18 protein-coding genes are annotated in these 23243 nt (G+C 44.0%); 12 read left to right on the top strand and 6 right to left on the bottom strand.

From position 1 onward, the window contains the following. Positions 1 to 147: 147 nt before the first annotated feature. Positions 148 to 4470, top strand: a complete 4323-nt coding sequence (locus tag CPIN_RS36885; protein ID WP_012791965.1) for a WGR domain-containing protein — start codon at positions 148 to 150, stop codon at positions 4468 to 4470. Between the two features lie 140 nt (positions 4471 to 4610). Here the strand turns inward: CPIN_RS36885 and CPIN_RS21590 are convergent, their stop codons facing one another. Beyond that, the gene (locus CPIN_RS21590) at positions 4611 to 4904 is read right to left on the bottom strand and encodes a hypothetical protein (protein WP_012791966.1); all 294 of its coding nucleotides are present in this window, start codon (positions 4902 to 4904) and stop codon (positions 4611 to 4613) included. 202 nt (positions 4905 to 5106) lie between these two features. Between CPIN_RS21590 and CPIN_RS21595 the strand changes: the two genes are divergently transcribed. Further along, entirely contained in the window at positions 5107 to 6057 is a 951-nt protein-coding gene (locus CPIN_RS21595; RefSeq protein ID WP_012791967.1) for a DdPDE7 family 3',5'-cyclic-nucleotide phosphodiesterase, read from the top strand. 60 nt (positions 6058 to 6117) lie between these two features. Here the strand turns inward: CPIN_RS21595 and CPIN_RS21600 are convergent, their stop codons facing one another. Both CPIN_RS21600 and CPIN_RS21605 read right to left on the bottom strand, forming a co-directional pair. Continuing rightward, entirely contained in the window at positions 6118 to 7137 is a 1020-nt protein-coding gene (locus tag CPIN_RS21600) for a DUF4240 domain-containing protein (RefSeq protein ID WP_012791968.1), read from the bottom strand. A 187-nt stretch (positions 7138 to 7324) separates the two neighbouring features. Beyond that, on the bottom strand, positions 7325 to 7582 hold the full coding sequence (locus CPIN_RS21605) for a hypothetical protein (RefSeq protein WP_012791969.1): 258 nt from the start codon (positions 7580 to 7582) through the stop codon (positions 7325 to 7327). 187 nt (positions 7583 to 7769) lie between these two features. On the opposite strand from CPIN_RS21605, the gene CPIN_RS21610 reads away from it, so the two are divergent. The 3 genes from CPIN_RS21610 (at position 7770) to CPIN_RS21625 (ending at position 11554) form a co-directional block, all read left to right on the top strand. Continuing rightward, a complete protein-coding gene (locus CPIN_RS21610) occupies positions 7770 to 8207 on the top strand; it encodes a hypothetical protein (protein ID WP_012791970.1) in 438 nt (145 codons plus the stop codon). Between the two features lie 571 nt (positions 8208 to 8778). Further along, positions 8779 to 10590 (top strand): glycoside hydrolase family 30 beta sandwich domain-containing protein, encoded by a 1812-nt coding sequence (locus tag CPIN_RS21620; RefSeq protein ID WP_012791971.1) that lies wholly within the window; start codon positions 8779 to 8781, stop codon positions 10588 to 10590. A gap of 67 nt (positions 10591 to 10657) precedes the next feature. After that, positions 10658 to 11554, top strand: a complete 897-nt coding sequence (locus CPIN_RS21625) for an omptin family outer membrane protease (protein ID WP_012791972.1) — start codon at positions 10658 to 10660, stop codon at positions 11552 to 11554. Between the two features lie 9 nt (positions 11555 to 11563). On the opposite strand, the gene CPIN_RS21630 is transcribed toward CPIN_RS21625, so the two are convergent. Next, entirely contained in the window at positions 11564 to 13429 is a 1866-nt protein-coding gene (locus CPIN_RS21630; RefSeq protein ID WP_063715259.1) for a 7TM diverse intracellular signaling domain-containing protein, read from the bottom strand. 245 nt (positions 13430 to 13674) lie between these two features. Here CPIN_RS21630 and CPIN_RS21635 point away from each other — a divergent pair, with 245 nt between their 5' ends. The 7 genes from CPIN_RS21635 (at position 13675) to CPIN_RS21665 (ending at position 21219) form a co-directional block, all read left to right on the top strand. Beyond that, on the top strand, positions 13675 to 14415 hold the full coding sequence (locus CPIN_RS21635; protein WP_148230609.1) for a hypothetical protein: 741 nt from the start codon (positions 13675 to 13677) through the stop codon (positions 14413 to 14415). Positions 14416 to 14611: 196 nt separating this feature from the next. Further along, positions 14612 to 15304 carry a DUF2490 domain-containing protein gene (locus CPIN_RS37690; RefSeq protein WP_012791975.1) on the top strand — a complete coding sequence of 231 codons (693 nt, stop codon included), beginning with the start codon at positions 14612 to 14614 and terminating at the stop codon, positions 15302 to 15304. Between the two features lie 143 nt (positions 15305 to 15447). Further along, positions 15448 to 15840: a GlcG/HbpS family heme-binding protein gene (locus CPIN_RS21645; protein ID WP_012791976.1), complete on the top strand. Its 393-nt coding sequence runs from the start codon at positions 15448 to 15450 to the stop codon at positions 15838 to 15840. Between the two features lie 37 nt (positions 15841 to 15877). Beyond that, the gene (locus CPIN_RS21650; protein ID WP_012791977.1) at positions 15878 to 16690 is read left to right on the top strand and encodes an SDR family oxidoreductase; all 813 of its coding nucleotides are present in this window, start codon (positions 15878 to 15880) and stop codon (positions 16688 to 16690) included. Between the two features lie 202 nt (positions 16691 to 16892). Further along, positions 16893 to 17300, top strand: coding sequence for a nuclear transport factor 2 family protein (locus tag CPIN_RS21655; RefSeq protein ID WP_012791978.1), 408 nt, complete (start codon positions 16893 to 16895; stop codon positions 17298 to 17300). Positions 17301 to 17365: 65 nt separating this feature from the next. Beyond that, positions 17366 to 19789: a tetratricopeptide repeat-containing sensor histidine kinase gene (locus CPIN_RS21660; RefSeq protein WP_012791979.1), complete on the top strand. Its 2424-nt coding sequence runs from the start codon at positions 17366 to 17368 to the stop codon at positions 19787 to 19789. 20 nt (positions 19790 to 19809) lie between these two features. Next, a complete protein-coding gene (locus tag CPIN_RS21665; RefSeq protein ID WP_148230610.1) occupies positions 19810 to 21219 on the top strand; it encodes a sigma-54-dependent transcriptional regulator in 1410 nt (469 codons plus the stop codon). A 16-nt stretch (positions 21220 to 21235) separates the two neighbouring features. On the opposite strand, the gene CPIN_RS21670 is transcribed toward CPIN_RS21665, so the two are convergent. Then, the gene (locus CPIN_RS21670) at positions 21236 to 22093 is read right to left on the bottom strand and encodes a pirin family protein (protein ID WP_012791981.1); all 858 of its coding nucleotides are present in this window, start codon (positions 22091 to 22093) and stop codon (positions 21236 to 21238) included. Positions 22094 to 22147: 54 nt separating this feature from the next. After that, complete coding sequence (locus tag CPIN_RS39790) at positions 22148 to 23008, bottom strand: helix-turn-helix domain-containing protein (protein WP_012791982.1); 861 nt, start codon at positions 23006 to 23008, stop codon at positions 22148 to 22150. Positions 23009 to 23243: the final 235 nt, after the last annotated feature.

Consider the following 23243-nt stretch of genomic DNA (forward strand, 5'->3'; position numbering starts at 1 on the left):
CTGTTACTATAAACGTAACCCTGTCAGAGGGTTCTAAATAAAAAGCGAATGGCATGGTCGTCAGACTATGCCATTCGCTTTTTATACATTACATTTGCCGCCCCAAACCATTTAGCGTAAAAAGCCCTATAAAAAACACATATTTTTATGAAAGCCAGGTTTATTTACCAGGACGAGAAATCAAACAAATTCTGGGACATTGAAACAAACGGTACCGACCTTACTGTACAATATGGAAAAGTTGGCACAACAGGACAATCCCAAACAAAACAATTCGCTTCCGAAGAAGAATGCAAAAAAGCAGCTGACAAACTGATTGCGGAAAAAACAAAAAAAGGGTATGTCGCCCTCCCCGCCGCAGAAAAATTAGTCATACCTGTAGAACTGTACGAAAACCTTTTGGCTGTAGCAGATTACCTGGAACAAAATTATCCTGACGTAAAGCCGGAAATTACGCCCGTGAATGAAGATAACATTTCTGCGATGGAAGACTGCGTCGACTTTGAAATGCCCTCCGATTACGTAGAATACTGGCTCGAAAAAGGCAATTTCTCTTTCGTGAAAGGAGATTTTATCTGTGATGTTTATGCTTTCACGGATGAGTTTGAGCAAGCCTATAATCTGTATTACACCTTTAAGTTTTTTGAGGGCCACTACAAATTGAAGTTCGACCTGCTGGAACAGGAAATGGATTATTTCAGCCAGTGCTTCTGGGTACTTGGACAAGTAGGAGACGACCAGGAAACGAGAGTGTATGTGGGTGATCCTTCGGGAGCTGTACATATGATCCACTTCCCCAAAGGATTTGGACACACTGATCAGGAGGGCTTCGCCGCAGTAATGGCTCCGATTATGGCTAAAAGACCATTATTCAGCATGATGATTGTGAAGAGTGCCAGTCCGCTTGACATTGAAACACCTTCCGTTGACCAGCTCGCTGAAAAACGCGCGGCCGGTGCAGCTCAGGATGGTTTGAGAGAAGTATCTTATAACGAGGTACTTACGCTGTTAGGTGTGGAGCAACTATTTGACTACTGGGAGGATGAAGACAATTTCTATGCAGAAGAATATGAAAGCGAACGTGCCTATTTCGAAGAACAAGTCTTCCTTTATCATGAGGGGGATCTGCATCTTGACAGAGAGCTGGCAAGCTACGGTTTTATCGTCGTACGTGGTAATCTGAATATTGAAGGGGAGCTTTCTTCCAGATATTATGTAACCGGTAATACCACAGTTGATTTTCTGAAACTGGAATATTTCCAGAAAACGCTTGGAAAAGAGACAGTCAGATATGTCGCTACTGCCTGTGCGGAGGATCACGAAGTACTAAGAACACTCCCACACAGAGAGATCCATGTACCGTATTTCTTCTCCTGGTTTTATGACCTCGATTCTTTCACCTTTTCTCCGGAAACGGTCATCACTGCACTATATAATTACGATGACCTGATTACCTACCAGACAGACGCGCTCCTACTGACATGGCATGAATATGCTTATGTATTTAAGCCGGAGTTGTTCTACTGGATTGAAGAATCATGGCATGATTCCATGGAAATCAATTACACTGCCTTCTATGAGGCCATCAAGGCCGGCAAGAATCCTTTTCTGGATGGCGTAACACCAGAAGGTATCAGGTTGGTGAAAAAGGGAGCGGCATTGAAAGAAGAAAATGATCTCCCCGGCGCTTACCAGTTGTACAAAGAGGCGATCAGTAAGTCTCCGGGGTATTACCCTGCCTATAGTGCTGCCGGCAGATTGCTATACGTTCAGAAAGCCTATGCGCAGGCAATGGAGCTGTATGCCAAAGGGATTCCGCTTACACCTGAACATGTGCTGTATGAATTTGAATGTCTGCAAAAAGGAGGACTCTCCGCCATCCGGATGGGCGCATATGACCAGGCTATTGAATGGGCACAGCTGGGCATTGCCAGAAAAAGGGATACCCACTTCTACTTAAGGATCATTGCAGAGGCGCTGATCTATATGGGAGAACTGGAAGAGGCGAAAACTTATCTGGAAAAATCCATTGATATTGAAGGCTTTTTCAGCAACTACTGGTTAATGGGATTGATCTATTTCCGTCAGGGAGATACCGAAAAGGCAGACACCTATTATCAGCAGGCGCATAGCGCAAATGATAAAGCCAGACCTTACACGGAACATCAGGATCTTACCTATATTTTTGGTGAACCTGTGACGGTAGACTGGGATACTAAAAAACCGGTGTCCACGGAGAAAGGACAGGAATACTGGAACAATTTCTTAACTGACACCCTCAAAACATATGGTCCTGATCTATACGAGAGAATTGGTCAATCGCCATCTCAATGGATCTATGGAAAGATCAGCAAAATACCGCCTGCGTTCAGAAGCAAAGAGATGATGTATGCCCTGCTGGACCACAGGACGAAAGGACAACTGGATGTCACCGGAAGCATCATCGCCTTTTTCGACCCTGCATTCCTGACGGAAGAAACCGTTCTCCATGCTATACAGAGGACTGAGCCTGCGGAGTACAAAGAGATTCCTGCACAATTCTTTTCTGAAAAGCTGTTACGGTTACACCCTGAAGGCATCAACCTGACGGTTTTACCAGCAGATCAGTTAAACTATGCGCTTTGTTTTGATGCAGTGAGTCAAAATCAGCATAGCTATCAGGCGGTGCCTAAGGAGTTTCAGGACGAGCGTATGAATATAGCCCTGATTGCAGGAGGAATTCTCGGGGACTATCCTTATAAAGAGCTCCCTTCCAAATATTCCTCCAACGAATATATCAAACTGGCCATTGAGACCCATATCCTGGCAATCACCAATCTCCGCGCAGGACTGGTTGACAAGGAAATCTATGCGTACGCTGTTGAAAAGTACGGTAATGACCCTATGTGGCCTTTTATCGTGGAACGTTACGACACAGACGCATGGAAATATGGCTCTCTTTCATCCATAGAAAGAAAGGGTGAAATGGTACGTAAGTTTGGCATTGACGTTTTCGATCATGTAAATGCAAAGTATGTAGGAAAACAGGACTACGATTACTACAAAAAGCACCTGGGACATCTTCCTGCGTTTGCAGAGAAAGCAAGCTCCTATGGCTGGACAAAAAACAAGGACAAGGTCGATGAATATGATGACAGGAAAGAATTCAGTTATGATACTTTCCGTAAAGTATGGGCCTGTTTCTGGACAGAAGACTATATCATCAAAGCGCTGGATAAAGACTCCGACAAGGAACATCTTTATAGTCTCCCGGATAAGTACAAAACACAGCGGATCTGCGATATCGCTGTAAGCAGAGATTCCTATGACTTCGCCCATGTTCCGGCACAGTTTGTCACGAAGGAAATGTGTATGGATGCCTGCTCCACAAGCTATGGATCTGCCCTTGAATACGTTCCATTAGAGATGCGTACCCGGGAGATCTGTGACGCAGCTATTGCCAGGAGTGCTGAAAATATCAAATTCGTGCCTGTTCCGCTCCGTACCGTTGAAACATGCGGCAATGTGATTGTAAGGGAAAATAACCTGACAAACTATATCCCGCATGCAATATATACAGCCGTGTTTGAATGGTGCTTTAAGGCCAGAAAGAACAGGTTTTCCAATGACTATCTCATGCTGCATTGGGGTTTAGGGCTGATCATAGACAAAAACTACACCGCGGCAAGAGAAAAACTGGCGGCTGTGACTTCAGAGATCGGCGAATACCATCACCATGCGACCTATTATATCGGCTGGAGCTATTTCCTGGAAGGAGATGTGAAAACAGCGAAGGAATACTTTACGCAGTCTCAGGAGATTGCTAAATCGGTGGATCTCTACGGATCCTACAGGTTAACCTTCCCATACGCATCTTTCGAGTTACGGCCAGTACACGAGGTCTATCCGTTCAATAAAGACCTGTTTGATGAACAAATGAAAGAGGCTTCGGCACTTGTACAAAACGGTTCTTATGAAGAGGCGCTTACGTTACTGGAAAAACAGGAAAAACTGCTGACGGATTCCAATTGCTCAGAAATGAGATGGTGGGCTTATGTATGGGATCACCAGCGCTATGCCCTTTATGAAGCAGGTCAGGAGGAAGCGTCTTATACCATCTGTCACCGTATTATCGCTGAATTAGGCAAAGTAGCACTGTGGGATTACCTGGAAGAATTCAATATTATCCGTGCTGCGCTGCGTGCCGCTAACAATAACCTTGCTTACAGGTATTATCTGACGGCGAGCGACCTCGCTGGTGTAAAAGAGGGTCTTAATCATATTAAAACGACGATGAAGACGATCGCACCGATTGAGGATAAAAGCGTCCTGAATATGTTCTATGAAACACAGGCACTGCTATTATACAAAGCCATGGGTTTTGATCCGGCGTACAGGAAAGATCTTGAGAAGGTAGTCGCGAAGATTGAGAAACTGAAACAGAAAGAAGAAATAGAACTGAGTGACGAATTTGAAAAGATAAAATTATAATTAAAATGGCCGGATCAGTTGATCCGGCCATTTTATTATCCTGGTGTTGTTACTGCAAAGCGATCTTTGACTATCAGGCCCCACTCTAAAAAGCGGGGTCTGACTGTTATTGTAGCTATATGTTAATAATAAGCTGATTATCAATTATCATCATCATCTCCATCTTCATCCGGTTCATCAAATTCATCGGTCAGCACCACACGCTCGATGTAAAGCTTACCGATAAACTGCTTGTACGTCTGCCGCATAAGGTCGAAAACTTCAGATGGCGCCTTGTCCTTCTGGTAATACATATTAAATGTCTCCATCGGGATGCCAAGTTCGGCAGCGATAGCTGCTTCGGTTAAAGTTACGCCGGCGTCTTGCGCCCGCTCTATTAACCTGTCAATAGTGGCAGGAAATACCTCCCGTACATTCTCTTTTTTGGCTCTCATTATCAACGCTTTTCATGAAATTTCGGATGTTTGTAATATTAACACGCATCCGCCTTGCTAATGTTCCTGACCCGGAAGTCAGCTTTGGCCGTAAAAATAGTTAAAACCATGAAAATGCTCCGGAAATTTTCGAGGAATTACCTGAAATAGAACGGATACATATTATTTCACCAGCAGAAAAATAATAAGGTAACTTTATCATATGAAGTCCGTTTTAACCACGCTCACATTAGCAGGAACACTACTTTGTCAATTTGCCTATTCACAAACTTCCTTTAAAGTAATACCACTTGGCGTAAAAGGCGGCACTGATGAAAGCAATCTTTCTTCATATATGATCGCTCCGCAGCAAAGTGAAGATTACGTATGCCTGGACGCCGGAACGGTACATTTTGGTATTGAAAAAGCCGTACAGGCAAAACTGCTGCACGGTACCGCATCCACTATATTAAAACGGAATGTGAAAGGTTTTCTGATCTCCCACGGCCATCTCGATCACCTGGCAGGGATGATCATCAACTCTCCGGACGATAGTACGAAGAACATTTATGGCCTCGATTATTGTATTGATATTTTAAAGGATAAGTACTTTACCTGGAAAAGCTGGGCCAATTTCGCCAATGAAGGTGATAAACCCGCCCTGGGTAAATATCACTATACAGTGCTGACGCCAGGCGTAGAAGTTCCCCTGGAAAATACGAGTATGCAGGTAACGGCTTTCCCGCTTAGTCATTCCAATCCCTACCAGAGTACGGCATTTCTAGTCAGATATGAAGATGCCTATCTGCTATACCTGGGAGATACGGGCGCTGATTCCGTAGAACATTCGGATAAGATGCACCTGTTATGGCAACAAGTGGCGCCATTGCTGAAGTCTAAGCAATTAAAGGCGATTTTTATAGAAGTGTCTTTTGCCAACGAACAGTCGGACAAACAATTATTTGGTCACCTGACGCCACATTGGCTGATGTCAACGCTACAGGATTTAGCGTCACTTGCGGGTGCAGATGCTTTGAAACATTTCCCGGTAGTGATCACTCATATTAAACCGGGAGGTAATCGTGAACAGCTGATTCCCGCTCAATTAAGGGCCTATAATCCGTTACAGGTTAAACTGATCATTCCCGAACAGGCAAAATTGCTTAGGTTCTGAATATTGTATAAAGGTTGCCTTGGGGGAACTTAGTGTACCCCAAGGCAATCTGCTTCCTACTTATGAGTGGGTGATATGAAGATACTGTTGCCATAATCTGGGCAGCAGTACAGGTAATTCCTCTTCTGTCCAATCTGTTCCCTTAGTAGGCGGTGCGCCAAAATCATAGTCGAGTCCAGCAGCGTATGCGATACTCCTCGGGAATGTATCATCCTCTTTCTCAATGCCTGTTTTTTTCCTGTATGCCCGTGTAGCCACATACATGAGTTCCTCATGATCTATATCACTCGTAATACTTACATCATAATTGGCAAGATAATCCGGATTCTCAAGCACGTCATTGAAGAATGCACGTCCCCTGGATATTAACCGGCATCTGAAATAGAGATAGGAGTCATCAGTTACAAATCCATCAACAATTTTGAGTGCTGCCATTACCTTATAGGTATCCGCTTGAATAACCAGCTCACGAAATATCTTTTCAAATTCAATGATGACCTGTGTATCGAATTGCTGTAACAGATCTGTCAGTATGGTTATCTGTTGCTCTTTGTCTCCGTGAGACTGCTTGTAAGATTCTTCAATGAGATCCCAAAAATTAAATTTATCCATAGTTCTAAGATCGAAACGATGTTTTTTCCTGATACAGGTTTCCCAGAAACCGGCATGTCTCTTATGAGACACAGCATCAAGATATTCTTTTATTGGAGCATAGTCCACATGCGAGGGAACATCCACCCTTAAAAGATCCGGACCCCAAAGCATCTTTATTTCACCTTGCAGGCCGCTAATCATATCCGTGATTTCCCCGCATAGGTGTTTATGGTATATATTTAAACGCAGGGAGCTATATCCCGACTCCTCGATAATGCCATTAAAAAAATAAGTGCCGTTATCATAAACAACACTCACGATATCTCCCACAGCAAGATCATGCGCATACAAGGGCGTTTCTGATAATTTATAATGTTCCTGCCGGCGCCTGACCTTCAGGTATTCTGTATCATGATTGATCCAGCCTTCATAATATTCAGTGTGATAAGGTATCGCCAAAAGAATTTCATCCGGATACACGAGCATAGGTATAAAAAATAATATGCAATAGTAGGGATTTTTTTGGCTACATTGGCAGGAAGCCAAGTTCCCCATTCGTCTCCATAATACAGGCATTGCCTGCCATATGACTGCGAAGGATCTCTACCCGCGGCGCTGTACCACCATCTATACCGGCAACAAACGCATAAGTATGTCCATTCTTCTTTACGATCTACACCTGATTAAAGAGATTGGGATCTCCACCAGGGAAAGCCACCTCCTGTGTCGCCGCTGTTTTGAAAATATCGCCGTCGCTTAGCTGTCCCAGGGAAAGTTTCCGGCCAGGGATGATCGCTGTCAACAGTGGCTGATAGTACAGATATGACACGTTTTTCACTTTATCCAGATAGTCGGCCAATGTTGTCTGCTTACCGTAGTAATAGCCATTTGCAGGCAGGAAAATCGTGTATATGCGACTGTCGCTCTGCACATATAAAAGTGTCGTATCGAAAGCTTTTTGCAGGTGCTCTTTATTAGTGGCCAGTGCATCAAAACCACAAAGGCCATGAAGCTCTTATTACAAACCCTGCAAAAGGAGGACCTGCTCTTGTTTTATGTCTTATTTATGCTGAAGTAGGTTTTAAGGACGATTCGGCGGGATACCCTATCTTTACAGGATGTTTGACATATTAGACAAGTACAAAACTCAGGACCACTTCTTCCTCACGCCAGAACAGGATCTGCAGAAGGTCTGCAATGCACCTGCTGATAAAAGTGGCGTATATGTTATTTATGCACTAAAAAAGGGAAGAGTGGAGCTGATCTATATCGGCCATTCAGGGAAGGTTGAAAAAGATGGTTCCCTTTCTGTCGGGAAGGTCGGCTTAGGTGGTCTCAAAGATGAAATTATCAATGGTCAGCAGTTTGGCAAAACGCCGGCACATATCGCCTGGAAAAAACAGATGACCCGGGAAAATATCGAAGCGTTAAATATATACTGGTACGTGACCCACGATGCGGGGTATACAGACTGTCCGGAAGTGCTGAAGAAGACTTTGTTAAGGCAACACCAGGATATTTTCGGGATATTTCCAAAGTGGAATAAAGCCGTTTAGCGACAATAACGCAACATGATTCATGAATATGGCCGCAAAAGATCGACACTTTTTGCGGCCGTTTTTATGCCTTGACCTGATGGTCATCTTAAAAGAGATTGCAGGCCCTGTTTGCACTATTTGCCCGGAAGCAGGCAAAGTGAGCTAACTGAACACGAAAAAGCGCAGTCTCCGGATGTCAGGTCAAATGTTTTTTAAGTGTATTAAAACTGCCATTATCCCGAAAATCCCCAAATCTAAAGTGATGTTTTTCAAGGCTTCCTTTTATGTGCAACATGCGTCTTAAGTGCATTATATCACCCTCTCATTTATTGATAACCAGCATTTTGTGAGAATATTTCTTCGTTTTATTGACTTTTATTTCGATAAATTTGAGCATTCGGGAGACAGCATAAGCAACTGTACCTCCTGGCCCATGAGTCAAATATCTGTACACTGTTATCGCTTCCACGTCCACGATTATAAAGAGTAATATGTACCCTTTAACCATAAATATCAGATCCTATGACTTAGCAAGCTTTGCCTGAGCTAATATCAATCGGCCAATTATTAACCAGTAAAAATCCACAAAATGAAAAAAATTTATCTTCGGCTTGCCGCCGCAGGCATGCTTTGTATTGCATTTTATGCATGTAAAAAGAACATTAATACAACAGATGCAATTGATGACGGTCAGACAGTTGCCAGGGCAAATGAATCTGTAAGCATCTGGATGACTACCGGCAACCAGAGTGCGCTCCTGCAACAACAGGGTAACGTCACATTTGCGCCTGATGCGGGTACCAGTGGCACCACCATTACAGTGAACGAGGGAACTACTTATCAGGGTATCGACGGTTTCGGATACACACTGACCCAGGGTAGTGCCAAATTAATCAACAATCTGTCAGCATCCGCACAAACGTCCCTGTTAAATGAACTGTTCAGTCCATCCAGCGGTATCGGTATTTCAGTCATCCGTCTTGGCGTAGGCGCCACTGACCTGAGTGATTATTCCTATACCTATCGCGATGGCGCTTCCTTTAGTTTATCTGGTCCGGATCTGACCTATACCATTCCCATCCTGAAAAAGATCCTGGCGATTAACCCCGCGATCAAAGTCATCGCAACTCCATGGACTGCTCCCCGCTGGATGAAAACAAACGGCTCTTTCGTTGGCGGTACACTCAAGGCGGAAAACTATGAAAGTTATGGTCAGTACTGGCTGGACTATATGAACGCCATGAGAGGACAGGGCATCGAAATCTGGGCGATTACTCCCCAGAACGAACCCCTGAACCCTTACAATGAACCCAGTATGACACTGACTAAAGAGAACCAACTTGGCCTGATCAATGACTATATCGGTCCTAAGTTAAGGGGCGCTGGTTTCAACTGTAAAATCATCTGTTATGATCACAACTGTGATAACACAGAGTATCCTATTTATGTAGCGAATAACAGTACTTACGTAGATGGATCTGCATTTCACCTGTATGGCGGGAATGTCTCTGCTATGACAACCGTAAAGAACGCCACTAATAAGAATGTTTACTTCACAGAACAATATACTTCTGTGGGCGGGAGCTTTTCCGGAGACCTGTCCTGGCACATACAGAATGTAGTAATCGGTTCATTGAACAACTGGTCTAAAACAGTACTGGAATGGAACCTGATCAGCGATTCTCAGGGCGGTCCTCATACACCAGGAGGCAGCACAGTATCCATGGGCGCTGTGACGATCGATGGAGGTAACATCGTACGCCGTGTTGGCTATTATATCATCGGACACGTATCTAAATTCGTCCGCCCCGGCGCAGTACGTATTGGCTCTAACAATTCCGGTAATATCCAGACTACCGCTTTCAGAAACAGCGATGGTTCTAAAGTATTGCTGGCGTTTAACAACGGTGGCGGAAATGTTTCATTCAAAGTGAAATGGGGTAGTCAATCCTTTACCTACTCACTGCCTGGTGGTGCTGCCGCTACGTTTAAATGGGCTGGCACTACCACTACACCCACAGGACCTATCGGACAAAGCGTTACCCTGAAAGGTTTTAATAACCAATACGTGAGCAGCGAGAATGGTACACAGGCAATGAACTGTAACAGACCAACTGCTTCCGGATGGGAAACCTTTTCTGTAGTAGACGCCGGCGGAGGGAAAATAGCCCTCCTCTCCCAGGGAAAATACGTATCATCAGAAAACGGTACACAGGCCATGACCTGTAACCGTCTTACAATTGGTGACTGGGAGAAATTTGACTGGGTTGTCAATGCCGACGGCAAAATATCCCTCAGGGGTAGTAATGGTCAGTATGTAAGTTCTGAAAACGGAACACAACCAATGAATTGTAACCGTGCCACAATATCTGGTTGGGAAGCCTTTGGCGTCAATCAGTAAGCTAACCTGTTAAACTTAGTTTACCCGCCCGGACCTCGCTCCTGGCGGGTAAACTACATCATACGATATGAAATTTCTTTTACTCCACAGCTTATTATTGTTCAGTTGTGCCATTGTCCATGCGCAACACCACTCGCCTGTAGCGGAATTGGCGGTAAGCGGCGGATACCACACAGCTGATCTGCGATGGTCTATAGCAGGTAACGCCAGCGGACAATCACCAAACGTCCTTTCCGAAGTAAAATGGCGCTTATTAAGCGGGCCGGCAGTCGCTATAAAAGGGCAAATCAATCTCAACAGTCGCCTTTTTCTGAAAGGAGAACTGTCCCACACCTTTATTCAATCAGGAAAGGCCACAGATACCGACTATTCAGAAGATGACCGGCAACAACCAGGCTATTATGCACAACTCGATGCTGACGAAGGTCGCTTATCGGCATTCCGGCTATACGGCGGATATCATCTGTTGCAAAGACCTGGGATACAAATCGCCGTCTTTGCAGGATATGCCGCCCATAAGGAGTCTTTGTTCCTGCTCGATCATGCTGCATATGTACCTGGAGAGAAAAACCTGCGCTGTACTTATAATACCAGCTGGAAAGGAGTCTCAGGCGGGCTCTCCGGGCTTTACCGGGTGACTTCCTGGCTGGATCTCAGCGGAGAGTTACAATACAGTCAGATGAACTATGATGCGGTTGCAGACTGGAACCTGATCGACGCCTTTCAACACCCTGTCAGTTTTAAACACCATGCCAGGGGATTTGATGTAAAGACATCCGTTACAGTTAACTTCCGGCTGAAATCCTATTTATCGTTATTAGTATCCGGCACTTATCGTCATGCCGAAACCGGAACGGGCACCGATCAATTGTTCATGGATTCCGGCACTGTTCAGACTACACAGTTTAATGGTGCATTTACAAATGCCCGGCAAATCTCTATCGGCGCGCTTGTACAGTTTTGACAGACACCATCAGGTTTTCATTATCAGGTCAGTCCAGCTACCTTTTTTACTCTTTTTTGAGGCGCCTGCTTCCATATCCAAGAGGGTTTTTACACGGGCAGCATATGCCCAGCAGGTACCCTGACGCATGTCGGTTTTTTCGGCAATCTGATAAGAGGAAATGTTGCCTTTGGTAGTAAACACCAGGTATACGATGTAGAATGCTTTGTTGATAGGTATACGGTTATTCTCAAATATTGTGTCATGCATCGGTGATTCTTCATATGCACATTTATTACAGCGCCGGCTGAATGGTTTACGGCCGGTGCTATAGTTGGCATACCCACATTTCCTACAGGTAAAACCTTTGTTCCATTTCAGATCAGCCAGGAAGCTGTAACACTTCTCCTGGTCAGGATATTTCTGACTGAATTCCTCAAATGTCAGCTCTGCTGATTTAATTCGGGCATCGGTGATCTTTTCTATATTCGTCTTGAGTTCCGCATTGTCTTTTTCCAGCAACTTATTCATACGCGCAATCTCCTGCGCCTGTTCGTGTATCTCCCTGGATTGAAGCTCCAGCTGTCTTGTACGCGCTTCGACCTGTTCTTCCAGCTGTTGATTGACAGACGCCTGTAACTTCAGGTTGTGTTGCATATGATAAAATGCATCATCCTGTGCCTGCTTCTTTTCTTTTCTGAAAAGTCTTACCTGATCGCCTATGGAAAAAGACAGCAGTACCATTTCCATAACAAAACCAATCACCATACTGTAATGTCCTACTACACCTGACACTCCTTGTACGAAACCCAATACCGTGATCAGTTTTACAATTGCGCCAATAAAAAGTATTGCATTCCCCAGCACAAAGAAGCGTGCAGGTTTAAAGCCTTTACACCAGATAACAAAGCCAGAGAGGAATGCGGCAAAAAGGGGGATAAAATCGAGAAATTTATAAATAAACCATTCCCTCCTGGCAAACAGACAAACCAGGAAATAAACAGTCCGTAGAACGATGATCCAGTTGATCAGACTATATAATAGTGGACTCTGCCTTTTTACGCGTAACAGCGTTCTGGCAAAAATGAGTGCGAATATACTCATGCAATACAGCGAGATACCGTACATATACTCATTCAGGCCCGGCGTATCCGGCCATATGAACTGAAATGCGATACCATCGGTACTCATCTCATAAACGCCTACGCTCACGATATACAATACATAATACAGATAGTGACTGAGACGGGTAGCCAGCAGCATCAGCAGATTGTATAAACAGAAAACGAGTATCATGCCATAGAACAACCCGTAAGTGATATATTCAACCAGGGCATAGTTGATAAACCGCTCTACCGACCGATACACCATAATGAAATTAATCTCATTTAAAGATTTTATCCGCACATAGCAGACGTAGGTACCTTTGGACACATCAGGAATAAGGAACTCAAAATTTTTGTGTCTGTAAAGCCTGTTTTTGAAGGCATTCGCTGCACCCGAATGAAGCTCCGTATATTCTCCATGGGCATCCGGCAAATATAAGGTCAGCTCTTCGATGGTCTGATCATAGAACTCAAATAAACGCTGGTTATTGGGAATCCCATCAGAAAAGTTTACCAGTACTTTAAACCAATAAACGGAACTGGGATTAAAGTTCTTAGGATAATAATCCGTGTTGATCCGGAATGTACCTGCCGCATCCCGGCTCCTGATCTCCTCAAAATCCATAGATCCGGTGCGATCTTCCAACCAGTTTATCTCTCCATAGGTAAATATGTACTCGGCAGCGGTGTGATCAATATACACCGGCCGTTGTGCTCTTGCACACATAAAAAAACAGCAGCAGATAATAGCTATCAGATAAGGTTTTGGTGATGGACGTAAGCTGGTCATCTTGAAATAAGGTGGAATTTAGTGGAATAACAACAGCTGGTTTAGTGCTACATTGACAGTTAATTTTCCGGCTAAAGTTAGCAAAGTATCGGATTATTTATTTAGTAGTTACTAAAATAATATCGACTACAAAATGTCTATGCTACTGTCCATCCCCACATTCGCTTGCTCCTTTTTACCATGTTATTATTATATTTGACACGCTTAGCATCTTATAACCTATATTGTATCATCAACTATATCCTGTGATCATCCCATATCCATTAAAGAGCGGCACACCTAAAGTCATTTCGGGTATATTACGTCGTATCGAAATCTTCCAGAAGAATAAGTTACGTTACCATTTTGACGGCTTTGTCACAGATACCTATATCTCCATTGTGCTTCCCTCATTTTATGACATCGGGCATTACAAACATGATATCGAACATGTAAATGCCATGACTGGCATACCTGTTACACTTGAACTGATTGAAAAGAACGGCGAACATTACCTGATGAAAATCAGCTATAACGATCCGCTGACAAAAAGGCAAACAGTACCGCTGACGCAGGCAGAAAAAAGTGACCTTTTAAATGGTGCGGGTATCCGTATGGGTTGCGTAGGTTTTTTTTTATTGATTGGCGGCGTCTGTTACGCCGCTATGAAAGACTTCGGGAAAGCATCCCTTCCGGGAATCCTCATCTTTTGCTTCATTCCTTTTTTACTGGCACTACTGCTCTATTATATTCCCAGGCGGCAGCGCATACACAGTAGCCACAATAAGATAGTGATTACAACTACTATACGGGAAGTAATCGGGGTCGTCATTTGTGCTGTTAGTACTGATAGCAGCGACAGGCATGTAAAAAAGTACGGAACGGGTACCGGCGACCTGCTAGAATACTATGAAGCACCTTTATATCCGGGGGATAAGGTAAAATTGACCTACGGAGAAAAGAACGGTAAAGCAGACTGGATGATCAGCCTTGAACTATTACCCTGATCTGCTGTATTCCCTGGTGCTGGTAAGGATTATCCCCTTAAAAACAGCAGCAATCCTCCAACACCGCGAACAATTGCTTAATTTATTAATTATACATTATATTGGCAGTCCCTGAACGAAATTGATAAACAATTTGAATCATTTTGCATACACTCCTTGCACATAAAGGATAACCTTGTGGCATGAAATAGCGGTTATGCGGAATTATCCAACAGTTACCACCCAAATCCTATATCCTAAGTACCTACTAAAGGCGTACTTGCTTCTATTCCTGACTTTATATAGTTCTATATGCATTTACAGCCAGCAACAACCCACTACCACTGCCTGGGTCATCCCAGGGATCACCTATCAACACGCTGAAAGGCTCAAACTATCTGCGCAATACGCTTTATCTACCCACCAACATACCCACCTGCTCTATCTACAGTCTTATATCGGGATCAGCAAATATGTCATACTCAACCCGGCTTACCTATATATTAATTACCATCCACCGGCAGGACCTGTTATTCCTGAACACTCATTTATGACCGGCTGTTTATTGACAACAAAACTGAACAGAATTATCCTAGAGGATAGGAATGTCATATGGAATCGCTTCCGACAGCATGCCGCGGATATGCATATTTATAGGAACAGGTTACGGCTAACATGGCCTTTACCGGGCAAATTACAGCAGACCAGGATTTATTCTTTTGATGAAACCTGGATATTGATCAATGAGAAAAGATGGATGCGTAATCGTATAGCGGCAGGCGTTTCCAGCGATGTTTTACCCTGGTTCAATCTTGATATGTCCTATGCTTATGAACAGGACAAAGTTAACGGTGGATTAAACATCTTCTTCATTATGGGTACCATACAACTTTCCAGGAAACAGCGATAATATAACTATGCACTAATCAGTCAACACATTTGAATCAAATGGTAAACAGCTTGCAGAATTTGCTTCGCAACTTTATACCATCGGATATACGTCCGGACAACCAGGGAACCTTACAGACGAAAATTCACCCAAAATAATATTCCATGGAAATTACAATGGAACAAGCGACAACTGCCGCCCGACAGGCAGAATTAAAAGCGACCGAAATACAGGTGCCGGTTAACATCGTCATTCTCGATACAGCCGGATATTTGAAATTCTTTGTCCGCATGGATAATGCCTTTATCGGATCAATAGACATTGCCTTGCAAAAAGCAAAAACTGCAATGCTCTTCCGGACAAGCTCTGAAATGGTGGGCGAGTTCCTTAAACCCGAGGCACATGCTTATGGACTCTCGCAGACTAACGGAGGACTTGTAGGCTTTCCCGGCGGCCTGCCTATATTAAAAAACAAAGATATCATCGGCTACATCGGTATCTCGGGAGGGGCTGTACCCCAGGACCTGCTAATTGCAACGGCTGGCAGCACGATTTAGTTCACCAGATTTTTTCATCAATAACAATTACAACATTATGAGCGACAAGAAAAAAATTCTGATCACCGGAGCAGGCTCCGGTTTAGGAGAAGGAACAGCCATAGGCTTAGCCAAACTGGGACATGAAGTCATTGCAGGCGTTCAGATCTCGCCACAGGTTACCCCGCTTCGCCAGAAGGCAATAGATCTAAAGCTGGAAAAGAACCTGCGGGTGGAAAAACTAGATCTCCTCGATCCATATGATGTGGCTTACGCACTCACCTGGGATTACGATATTCTGCTCAGCAATGCTGGTATAGGTGAAGCCGGACCAGTCTTCGAAATCCCGGTTGACCTGGTACGCAAAAATTTCGAAACAAATGTTTTTGCCCCCCTACATCTCGCGCAACAGTTCATTGCTAAATTGATACGTGAAAAAAGAAAAGGAAAAGTAGTGTTTACCTCCTCTATGGGTGGATTATTCACTCCAGATGGATATGGGATCTATGTGTCAACAAAACATGCATTGGAAGCGGTCGCAGAAGCGCTTTCTTCAGAATTGAAGAAATACGATATCCAAGTACAAACGATCAATCCTGGCGCCTACCTGACAGGCTATAATGAAACGATGGCAGACAACCCTTTCCGCTGGCTCGACGATAGTAAGAATTTTACTAAACGGGCCGATATGAAGGCCGTTTTCGATTCTCTGTTAGGAACGCCTCAGGGCAGACTCGACCCCGAAGAAATGATTAGTGCAATGGTCAATATTGTACCATCAGATAAAGGAAAATTTAGGAATGTAGTTCCGAAGTTCGTCGAAGACATGCTCAAAGAACACCAGGAAAAAGCCTGGGATGTGACCATTTAAAGAACAATATATAGTGCCGGCGTGTTACAGATCCTCCCTTCTGTTTATCCGGGAGAGCGATTTGTAATACGCCGGCCAACCAAACATTATGGGAAGGCTACATATATACGTTCTCCGGATAAGTTTATGTCTGTTATCGGGTATATTAGTAACATTCATGTTGTTACCCGGCTGCAAGGAGAAGCAGATTAAAAATGAAACCATGATAAACAAAGAGATCGTACGTAAAGGGTTTGAGCGCTGGACCAGATCTGAAGGCAGTTTTTTTGATCTGCTGGCAGCTAATGTCGTATGGACAATTACCGGCAACAGTCCCGTTTCAAAAACATATACCAGTAAACAGGCATTTATCGCGGAAGTGATCGATCCGTTGAATGAACGGTTTTCGAAAAAGATCACTCCTGAACTGAAAGGCATCTTTGCAGAAGATGACATGGTGATCGCGCTCTGGCATGGCACTGCAGTTGCAAAGGATGGGCGGCCTTATGATAATATGTACTCCTGGTACATGAAAATGGAACAAGGAAAGATTATTGAAGTAGTTGCCTTTTTTGATACAATTGAATTCACCGACATATGGAACAGAATTGATATCACAGCAGTAAAGTAGGTACTTCTACCCAGCGCTCTTGCCTGAAATACAGATATTTTGTACATTAGGTAAGCGCTTCTCTTATGGTTAGAATACTTTTTACATATCTGCTTCTCAGCTGCTTATTGTCGAAAGTGTATGCACAATCGACTGTATTTACTGCAACAATCAATCATTACAACGAATCTCAGAAGCGTCTGCTTGCCACAAACATCGGACGCTTTTTTTATGTTGTGAACCAGGGCCAATGGGACATGGATAGTTGCGTACGATACGTTTGCAAAATCTACCATCTTAATATCCAGTTGCCATATGATGAAACCATCAATAACGGTAACCTGCAGCAGGAAGTTGCCTGGTTAAATCAGCATGCTCCAAATCTGCTGCTGCAATCGATCCCCGGTGCAGCTGGAGAAAAGAGGGTTGCCATGTTACTGGAACTGGCGCTGTACTATCTGCACAAGCCAGGCAATGACCCATCCGATCTTGAAAATACAGCCACCTATATAACTCAGGCGAAAGCGTATGCAAAGTCATTAAAGCTTATAAGGTGGCTGATTGAATGTGACGCAGTAGCCGGCGATCTATATCTTCAGCAAGGCGATGCAAAAAAGAGCTCGGAAACATTTGCCCTGGTGGCCTCTTTTTTAAAGAATAACGGTGATAAAAAAAGAAATGCAATTGCCGTCCATCAGCTGGCGCTTCATTTGCCATACAACGATGCCAACCGGCTTAGTAATCTGGAAAAAGCATTTGCAACATACCAGGAGTTGCAGCTGAAGGAGCACGCCATAGCAGCCCTTGGCGATATTGTCACTTATTACTTTTCATCGGATTGGTCGCTCGCAGAAGCAAAGCTTGGCGAGTTATTAGTCATGCAAAAGCAAAGTGGATACCGACACTTTATGGATACTTATTACGTAAGAGCGTATTTAAAGAATAATAGGGCAGACTACATCGGAACTACCCTGGATATTGACAGTGCACTCACAATCATGACTAATACAGGCGATTCAAGTATTTACAGCATGGTATGTACCAGAATGGGGTCAATTTATATGGGTTTGGGTGAATATCAACAGGCGAACGAATGGTATTTCAAAGGAATCGAGCGACGTGCGATTGAGCCACAGATTTTATGGTATACTAACCTGGAAGAGATCGGCAAATCTATGCCACGCTTAAATAAGGCAAATGAGTATCTGTCATTTATACGAAAGATGCTTGCAGACTATCCACCGGAAGGTGAGATAGATAGTATAACCATGTCTGTCCGTCTCGGAGAGGCATACTTACAGCTGCATCAGCATGATTCCGCTGAAAAATATTTCCAGCCATTCCTTGCCTATGTAGAAAGAATTCCACCGCAACACCTGCAGATGCCAGATGTATTCGGATTTCAGCAATATGCCCGTTTATGCTTTCAGAAAGGAAACTATCCGCTGGCAAGGGTTTATTTGCAGAAAGTCGTAGAACATGCCAGGGGCAGACCTACAATTATGTCGAGACTTGAGGTTTCCCGATTACAGTTTGCAATAGATTCAGCAGAAGGGAAGTTCCATGACGCATTTTTCGCGCTCAGGGATTATGTTTATTTTAATGATTCTGCCGTTAATATTAACCAACGATTTAAAAGTCAGGAAGCCAACATCCGCTATGCCTCAGAGAAAAAGGACCAGGATATTCAAATCCTGAAACAACAGGGGTTGATCCAGGAAGGTAATCTCAAACAGGCAAGGCAAATGCGTAATATCGTTTCAGGCGGTATTATTTTATTACTGATCATTGGGGCATTGGGTTACAACCAGTACCGTATGAAACAAAAGAACCTGCTACTGATCGGTCAGAAAAATGATCAGCTGACGCAGCTGGTCAATGAAAAAGAATGGCTGCTCAAAGAGGTGCATCACCGTGTAAAAAACAACCTGCAAACAATTGTAAGCCTGCTGGAAATGCAGGCCGATTACCTGGGAGATGATGCGCTGGCAGCAGTACAGGTCAGCCAGAACAGGATATTTGCGACCTCTCTCCTGCATCAGAAACTGTATCAGTTTGAGAATGTGTCCTCTGTCAATATGAAGAACTATCTGCCGGAGCTGATCCAACATCTCAGGGAGGCTTTTCCTGTAGGTAAGTCCATAGATATACAAATGACTATTGACGATGTAGAGCTGGATGTATCGCAGGCTATGCCGGTTGGCCTTATATTTAATGAGGCATTTACGAATACCATGAAATATGCATTCAGGGACAATAACAGAAGGGGAAAAATTACCGTTTCATGTGAAAAGGATGCCGACAACTTTGTCAACTTACTGATTGCCGACAATGGCATCGGATTTAACGCCACAGGTGAAGCGCATACTGATGGTCTCGGGCTTAGTCTGATTAAAGGTCTCGCCATAGACATTGACGGAGAGGCAAAGATTGAGTCAGGCACTCAGGGAACAACGCTTTATATTCGTTTCAAAGTAAGGTCGCCCCTATCCACTAACAGATTACAATAAAACGCTGCAATCCCATGCTCATGAGAAAAATACTGATAGTCGAAGACGAATTTATTGAAGCCAAAAACCTGCAACGGATGCTGATTAAAGCCGGGTATGAAGTTTCCGGGATTGCCAACTCCGTTGAACAGGCCCTTTCGATGCTCAAAAACGAACGGCCCGATTTTGTATTGATTGATATTTTTCTAAGAGGAGCATCAACAGGCGTTGACCTCGGACATATGCTGCGCAGTCAGCATGTGCCGTTTCTATATTTATCTGCCAACTCGAATAAAAGCACGCTTGACAAAGTAAAGTCAACCCGCCCTTATGGATTTCTGGTGAAGCCATGCAGGGAAAAAGATGTACTCGCTATGCTGGAGATTGCCATTTATCAACATGAAAACAGATTACCTGACCCATCTCCTGATGCGGCACTACCTAAGGATCTATTAATACGTACCGGAGCAGTTGAAACTGACAGCTATCCGGCTATTATTGGTCAAAGTGAAACACTGCAACACACGATGCGGCAGGTACACATGGTAGCGCCATCTGATTCTGCGGTGATGATCCTCGGCGAAAGTGGCACAGGTAAAGAGATGATCGCACAGGCCCTGCATATATTGTCTCCCAGGAAGAAAGGACCATTTATCAAGGTCAATTGCGCTGCGTTGCCGGTAACACTGATAGAATCTATTTTATTCGGACATGAAAAAGGTTCTTTCACCGGGGCTGCCGGCAGGTACATAGGAAAGTTTGAACAGGCGGACAAAGGAACCCTCTTTCTCGACGAAATAGGCGAAGTACCCTTTGATGTACAGGCAAAGCTCCTCAGAACACTCCAGGAGAAGGAAATCGAACGATTGGGAGGCAGTGATACTATTAAGATCAATGTCCGGATCATCGCTGCAACAAACCGTGATCTTGAGAAAGAGATGGCCGAAGGTAGGTTCCGGATTGACCTCTACTACCGTTTAAATGTATTCCCTATCTATCTTTCTCCATTACGGCAACGTGGAGATGACATTTTGTTACTTGCCAATCATTTTAAAGATAAGTTTTGTCTTGCGGAAGGAAAGGCCCTCTTTGAGATTCCTTCTTCTGTCGCCCATAAGCTGCTTACACATCCCTGGCCGGGGAACATCCGGGAACTGGAAAGTGCCATGCGAAGACTGGTATTACTGTACAGTTCCCAGCAGGAGGGACTCGCAGAAGCCGTACTACAACCACAGATACAATACAAGGAAGCTCCATCAGAAAGCAACTTAAATGCAGATCAGGATGTTAAAACCTGGCATGAGTATGAAAGACATTACATCCTGCATACCCTTAAGAAATGTAAAGGAAAAATCAGCGGTGAAAACGGAGCTGCTAAATTACTCGATCTTCCACCCAGTACCCTGGAATCGAAGATGAAACGCCTGGGCATAAAAAAGGGAGATTATTAGCCCCCGGACTATCGATCTATCTATATATGATCTTACTGCTCTCTGGCAGGTCATTCAAATGGGGCAGACGCCCCTCCTGATACTCCTTGTACAGACGGGCAATATCTTCAGGTGAGTCACCTATAAAAGGCCCATGGTTGACAACAGGCACATGGTGAGGTTCGGCTGCATATAAAATAATCCGGGCTTCCTGTCCTTCTGTAGTGACTATAATTTCGCTATCTCCTTTCCTGGCTGGTATGCTCAGCCACCCTGCCTGTCCTGCGCCAATACTTGTTTCGCCAATCAATATATGTCCTTCGATCACGTAGACAAGCGCATTATAGGCTGCGGGAAGGATTTGTGTAAATAATGCGATCTTCTGCATGATCACATCTACCATTATCAGCGGGGTATTATTACGGAGTGGTGAGCTGGCGCCATTGCTGTTACCACTATACACCCTGATATCAAGCTGTGCTGTCTTTATTGTGGGAACTACGGAGGGCAGCAGTTGCTGCCAGGTAGGTTGTATCCACCTTTTCTCCGGAGCCAGCACCAGCCACAATTGCAAAATACGCAGGCTGCTATTCGCTGTAATAGTTTCCGAATGAACGATGCCTTTCCCGGCTGTCATCAGTTCGAGACTGCCTGTTACCCAACCCTGATCATCACCTTTTAGTACAAGTGTAACGGTTTCAAAACCTGCATGCGGATGCGGCCCTCCTACGGGAGGCCCGCCAGCAAGATCAAGACGATCATCCATCAATAAAATAAAAGGATCGGTCTGAAAAAAATCAGTTGCGTTGATAACAGCTGCCGCTACATGTCCTTCACCCAGAAAACCTCGATGTAGTGGACTTTCCACCAATTGTACGATTGTGCGTGTGTACATGAAAAGTATTATTTATGATCACTTAATGGGGTTGTTTGAAAGACGTTTTTTTTATCAGGTGGTTGCCACGGAGGCACCTTCCCTCAGTCCGGAGGGCGAATAGCGGAAATAGGATTTGAAGGCCCTTGAAAAGTGGGCCACACTTTCAAACCCCAGTGTATAGCAGATACTTGTTACCGTCATATCCGTATTCACCAGCAGTTCTTTTGCTCTTTCCAGTTTCTTTTGCCGTATCCAACGGGATGGAGGCATATTATAGATGGAAATAAAATCCCTTCTCAAACTTGAAACACTTCTACCGGCTAATCGCGCGAGCTGATTCAAGGAAATGGCGTTCGTCAGATTTTCTTCCACGAGCCGGGTAATATCGGGACGGATACTTTCTTTTACAAACAATAGTTGTTCAAAAAACGACCTGTCATTTGCAGACAGACAGATCAGGAGTTCAACCAGTTTCATTCTGGTAAGGCTGGCTGAAAGGCTGGGGTATTGATTAAAATAAAGCTGCAGTGAAGACATATATTCTCTTAATAGCTCGCTTGTATCACCGGTAAGCAGCGGCAAACAGGTACCTTCTCCTCGTGTTCGAAGATTAAGCATAGCAACAAATCCGACAATGATATCATACTTTAGTTCAAATACAATCATGCTCAAGGGGGTAGCGCATGACTCATATTGAAAGCAGGTGTCTTTTCTCACAAAAACAAGCTGTTGCTTTTCTACATGATAAAGGGTATGTCCAAATTGTATGTCTAACTGGCCTGCTTCAACAAAAAGAAGCAGGTGATCTTTCGCTAAACAGTTTCCTTTACAAAAACACTCAATACTCCAATGTTGGATACCGCGGCCTGTGAATATTTCGACCGCGTTGTACAAGGCCTGTTTGATGGTATAGATTGTGGCTTTGCTTTGCATAACGGTTATTGATCATGAAGTGATACGCATAGTATTCTCCATAACTATCTTTCAAACCGTATACCACACCTTAATTTATTATTATTCAACAATATAGATAACTACCAAAGATATCAGGTACCGATATATCGGGAACACCATATGCTCTCTCCCGAAATCACATGAATACCATTCTTCAAAACAACACCTGATTCCTGAAAAGAGACTGATTACATGCCTATCCCCCCTGGCTGGC

The organism is Chitinophaga pinensis DSM 2588 (assembly GCF_000024005.1).
Taxonomy (GTDB): Bacteria; Bacteroidota; Bacteroidia; order Chitinophagales; family Chitinophagaceae; genus Chitinophaga; species Chitinophaga pinensis.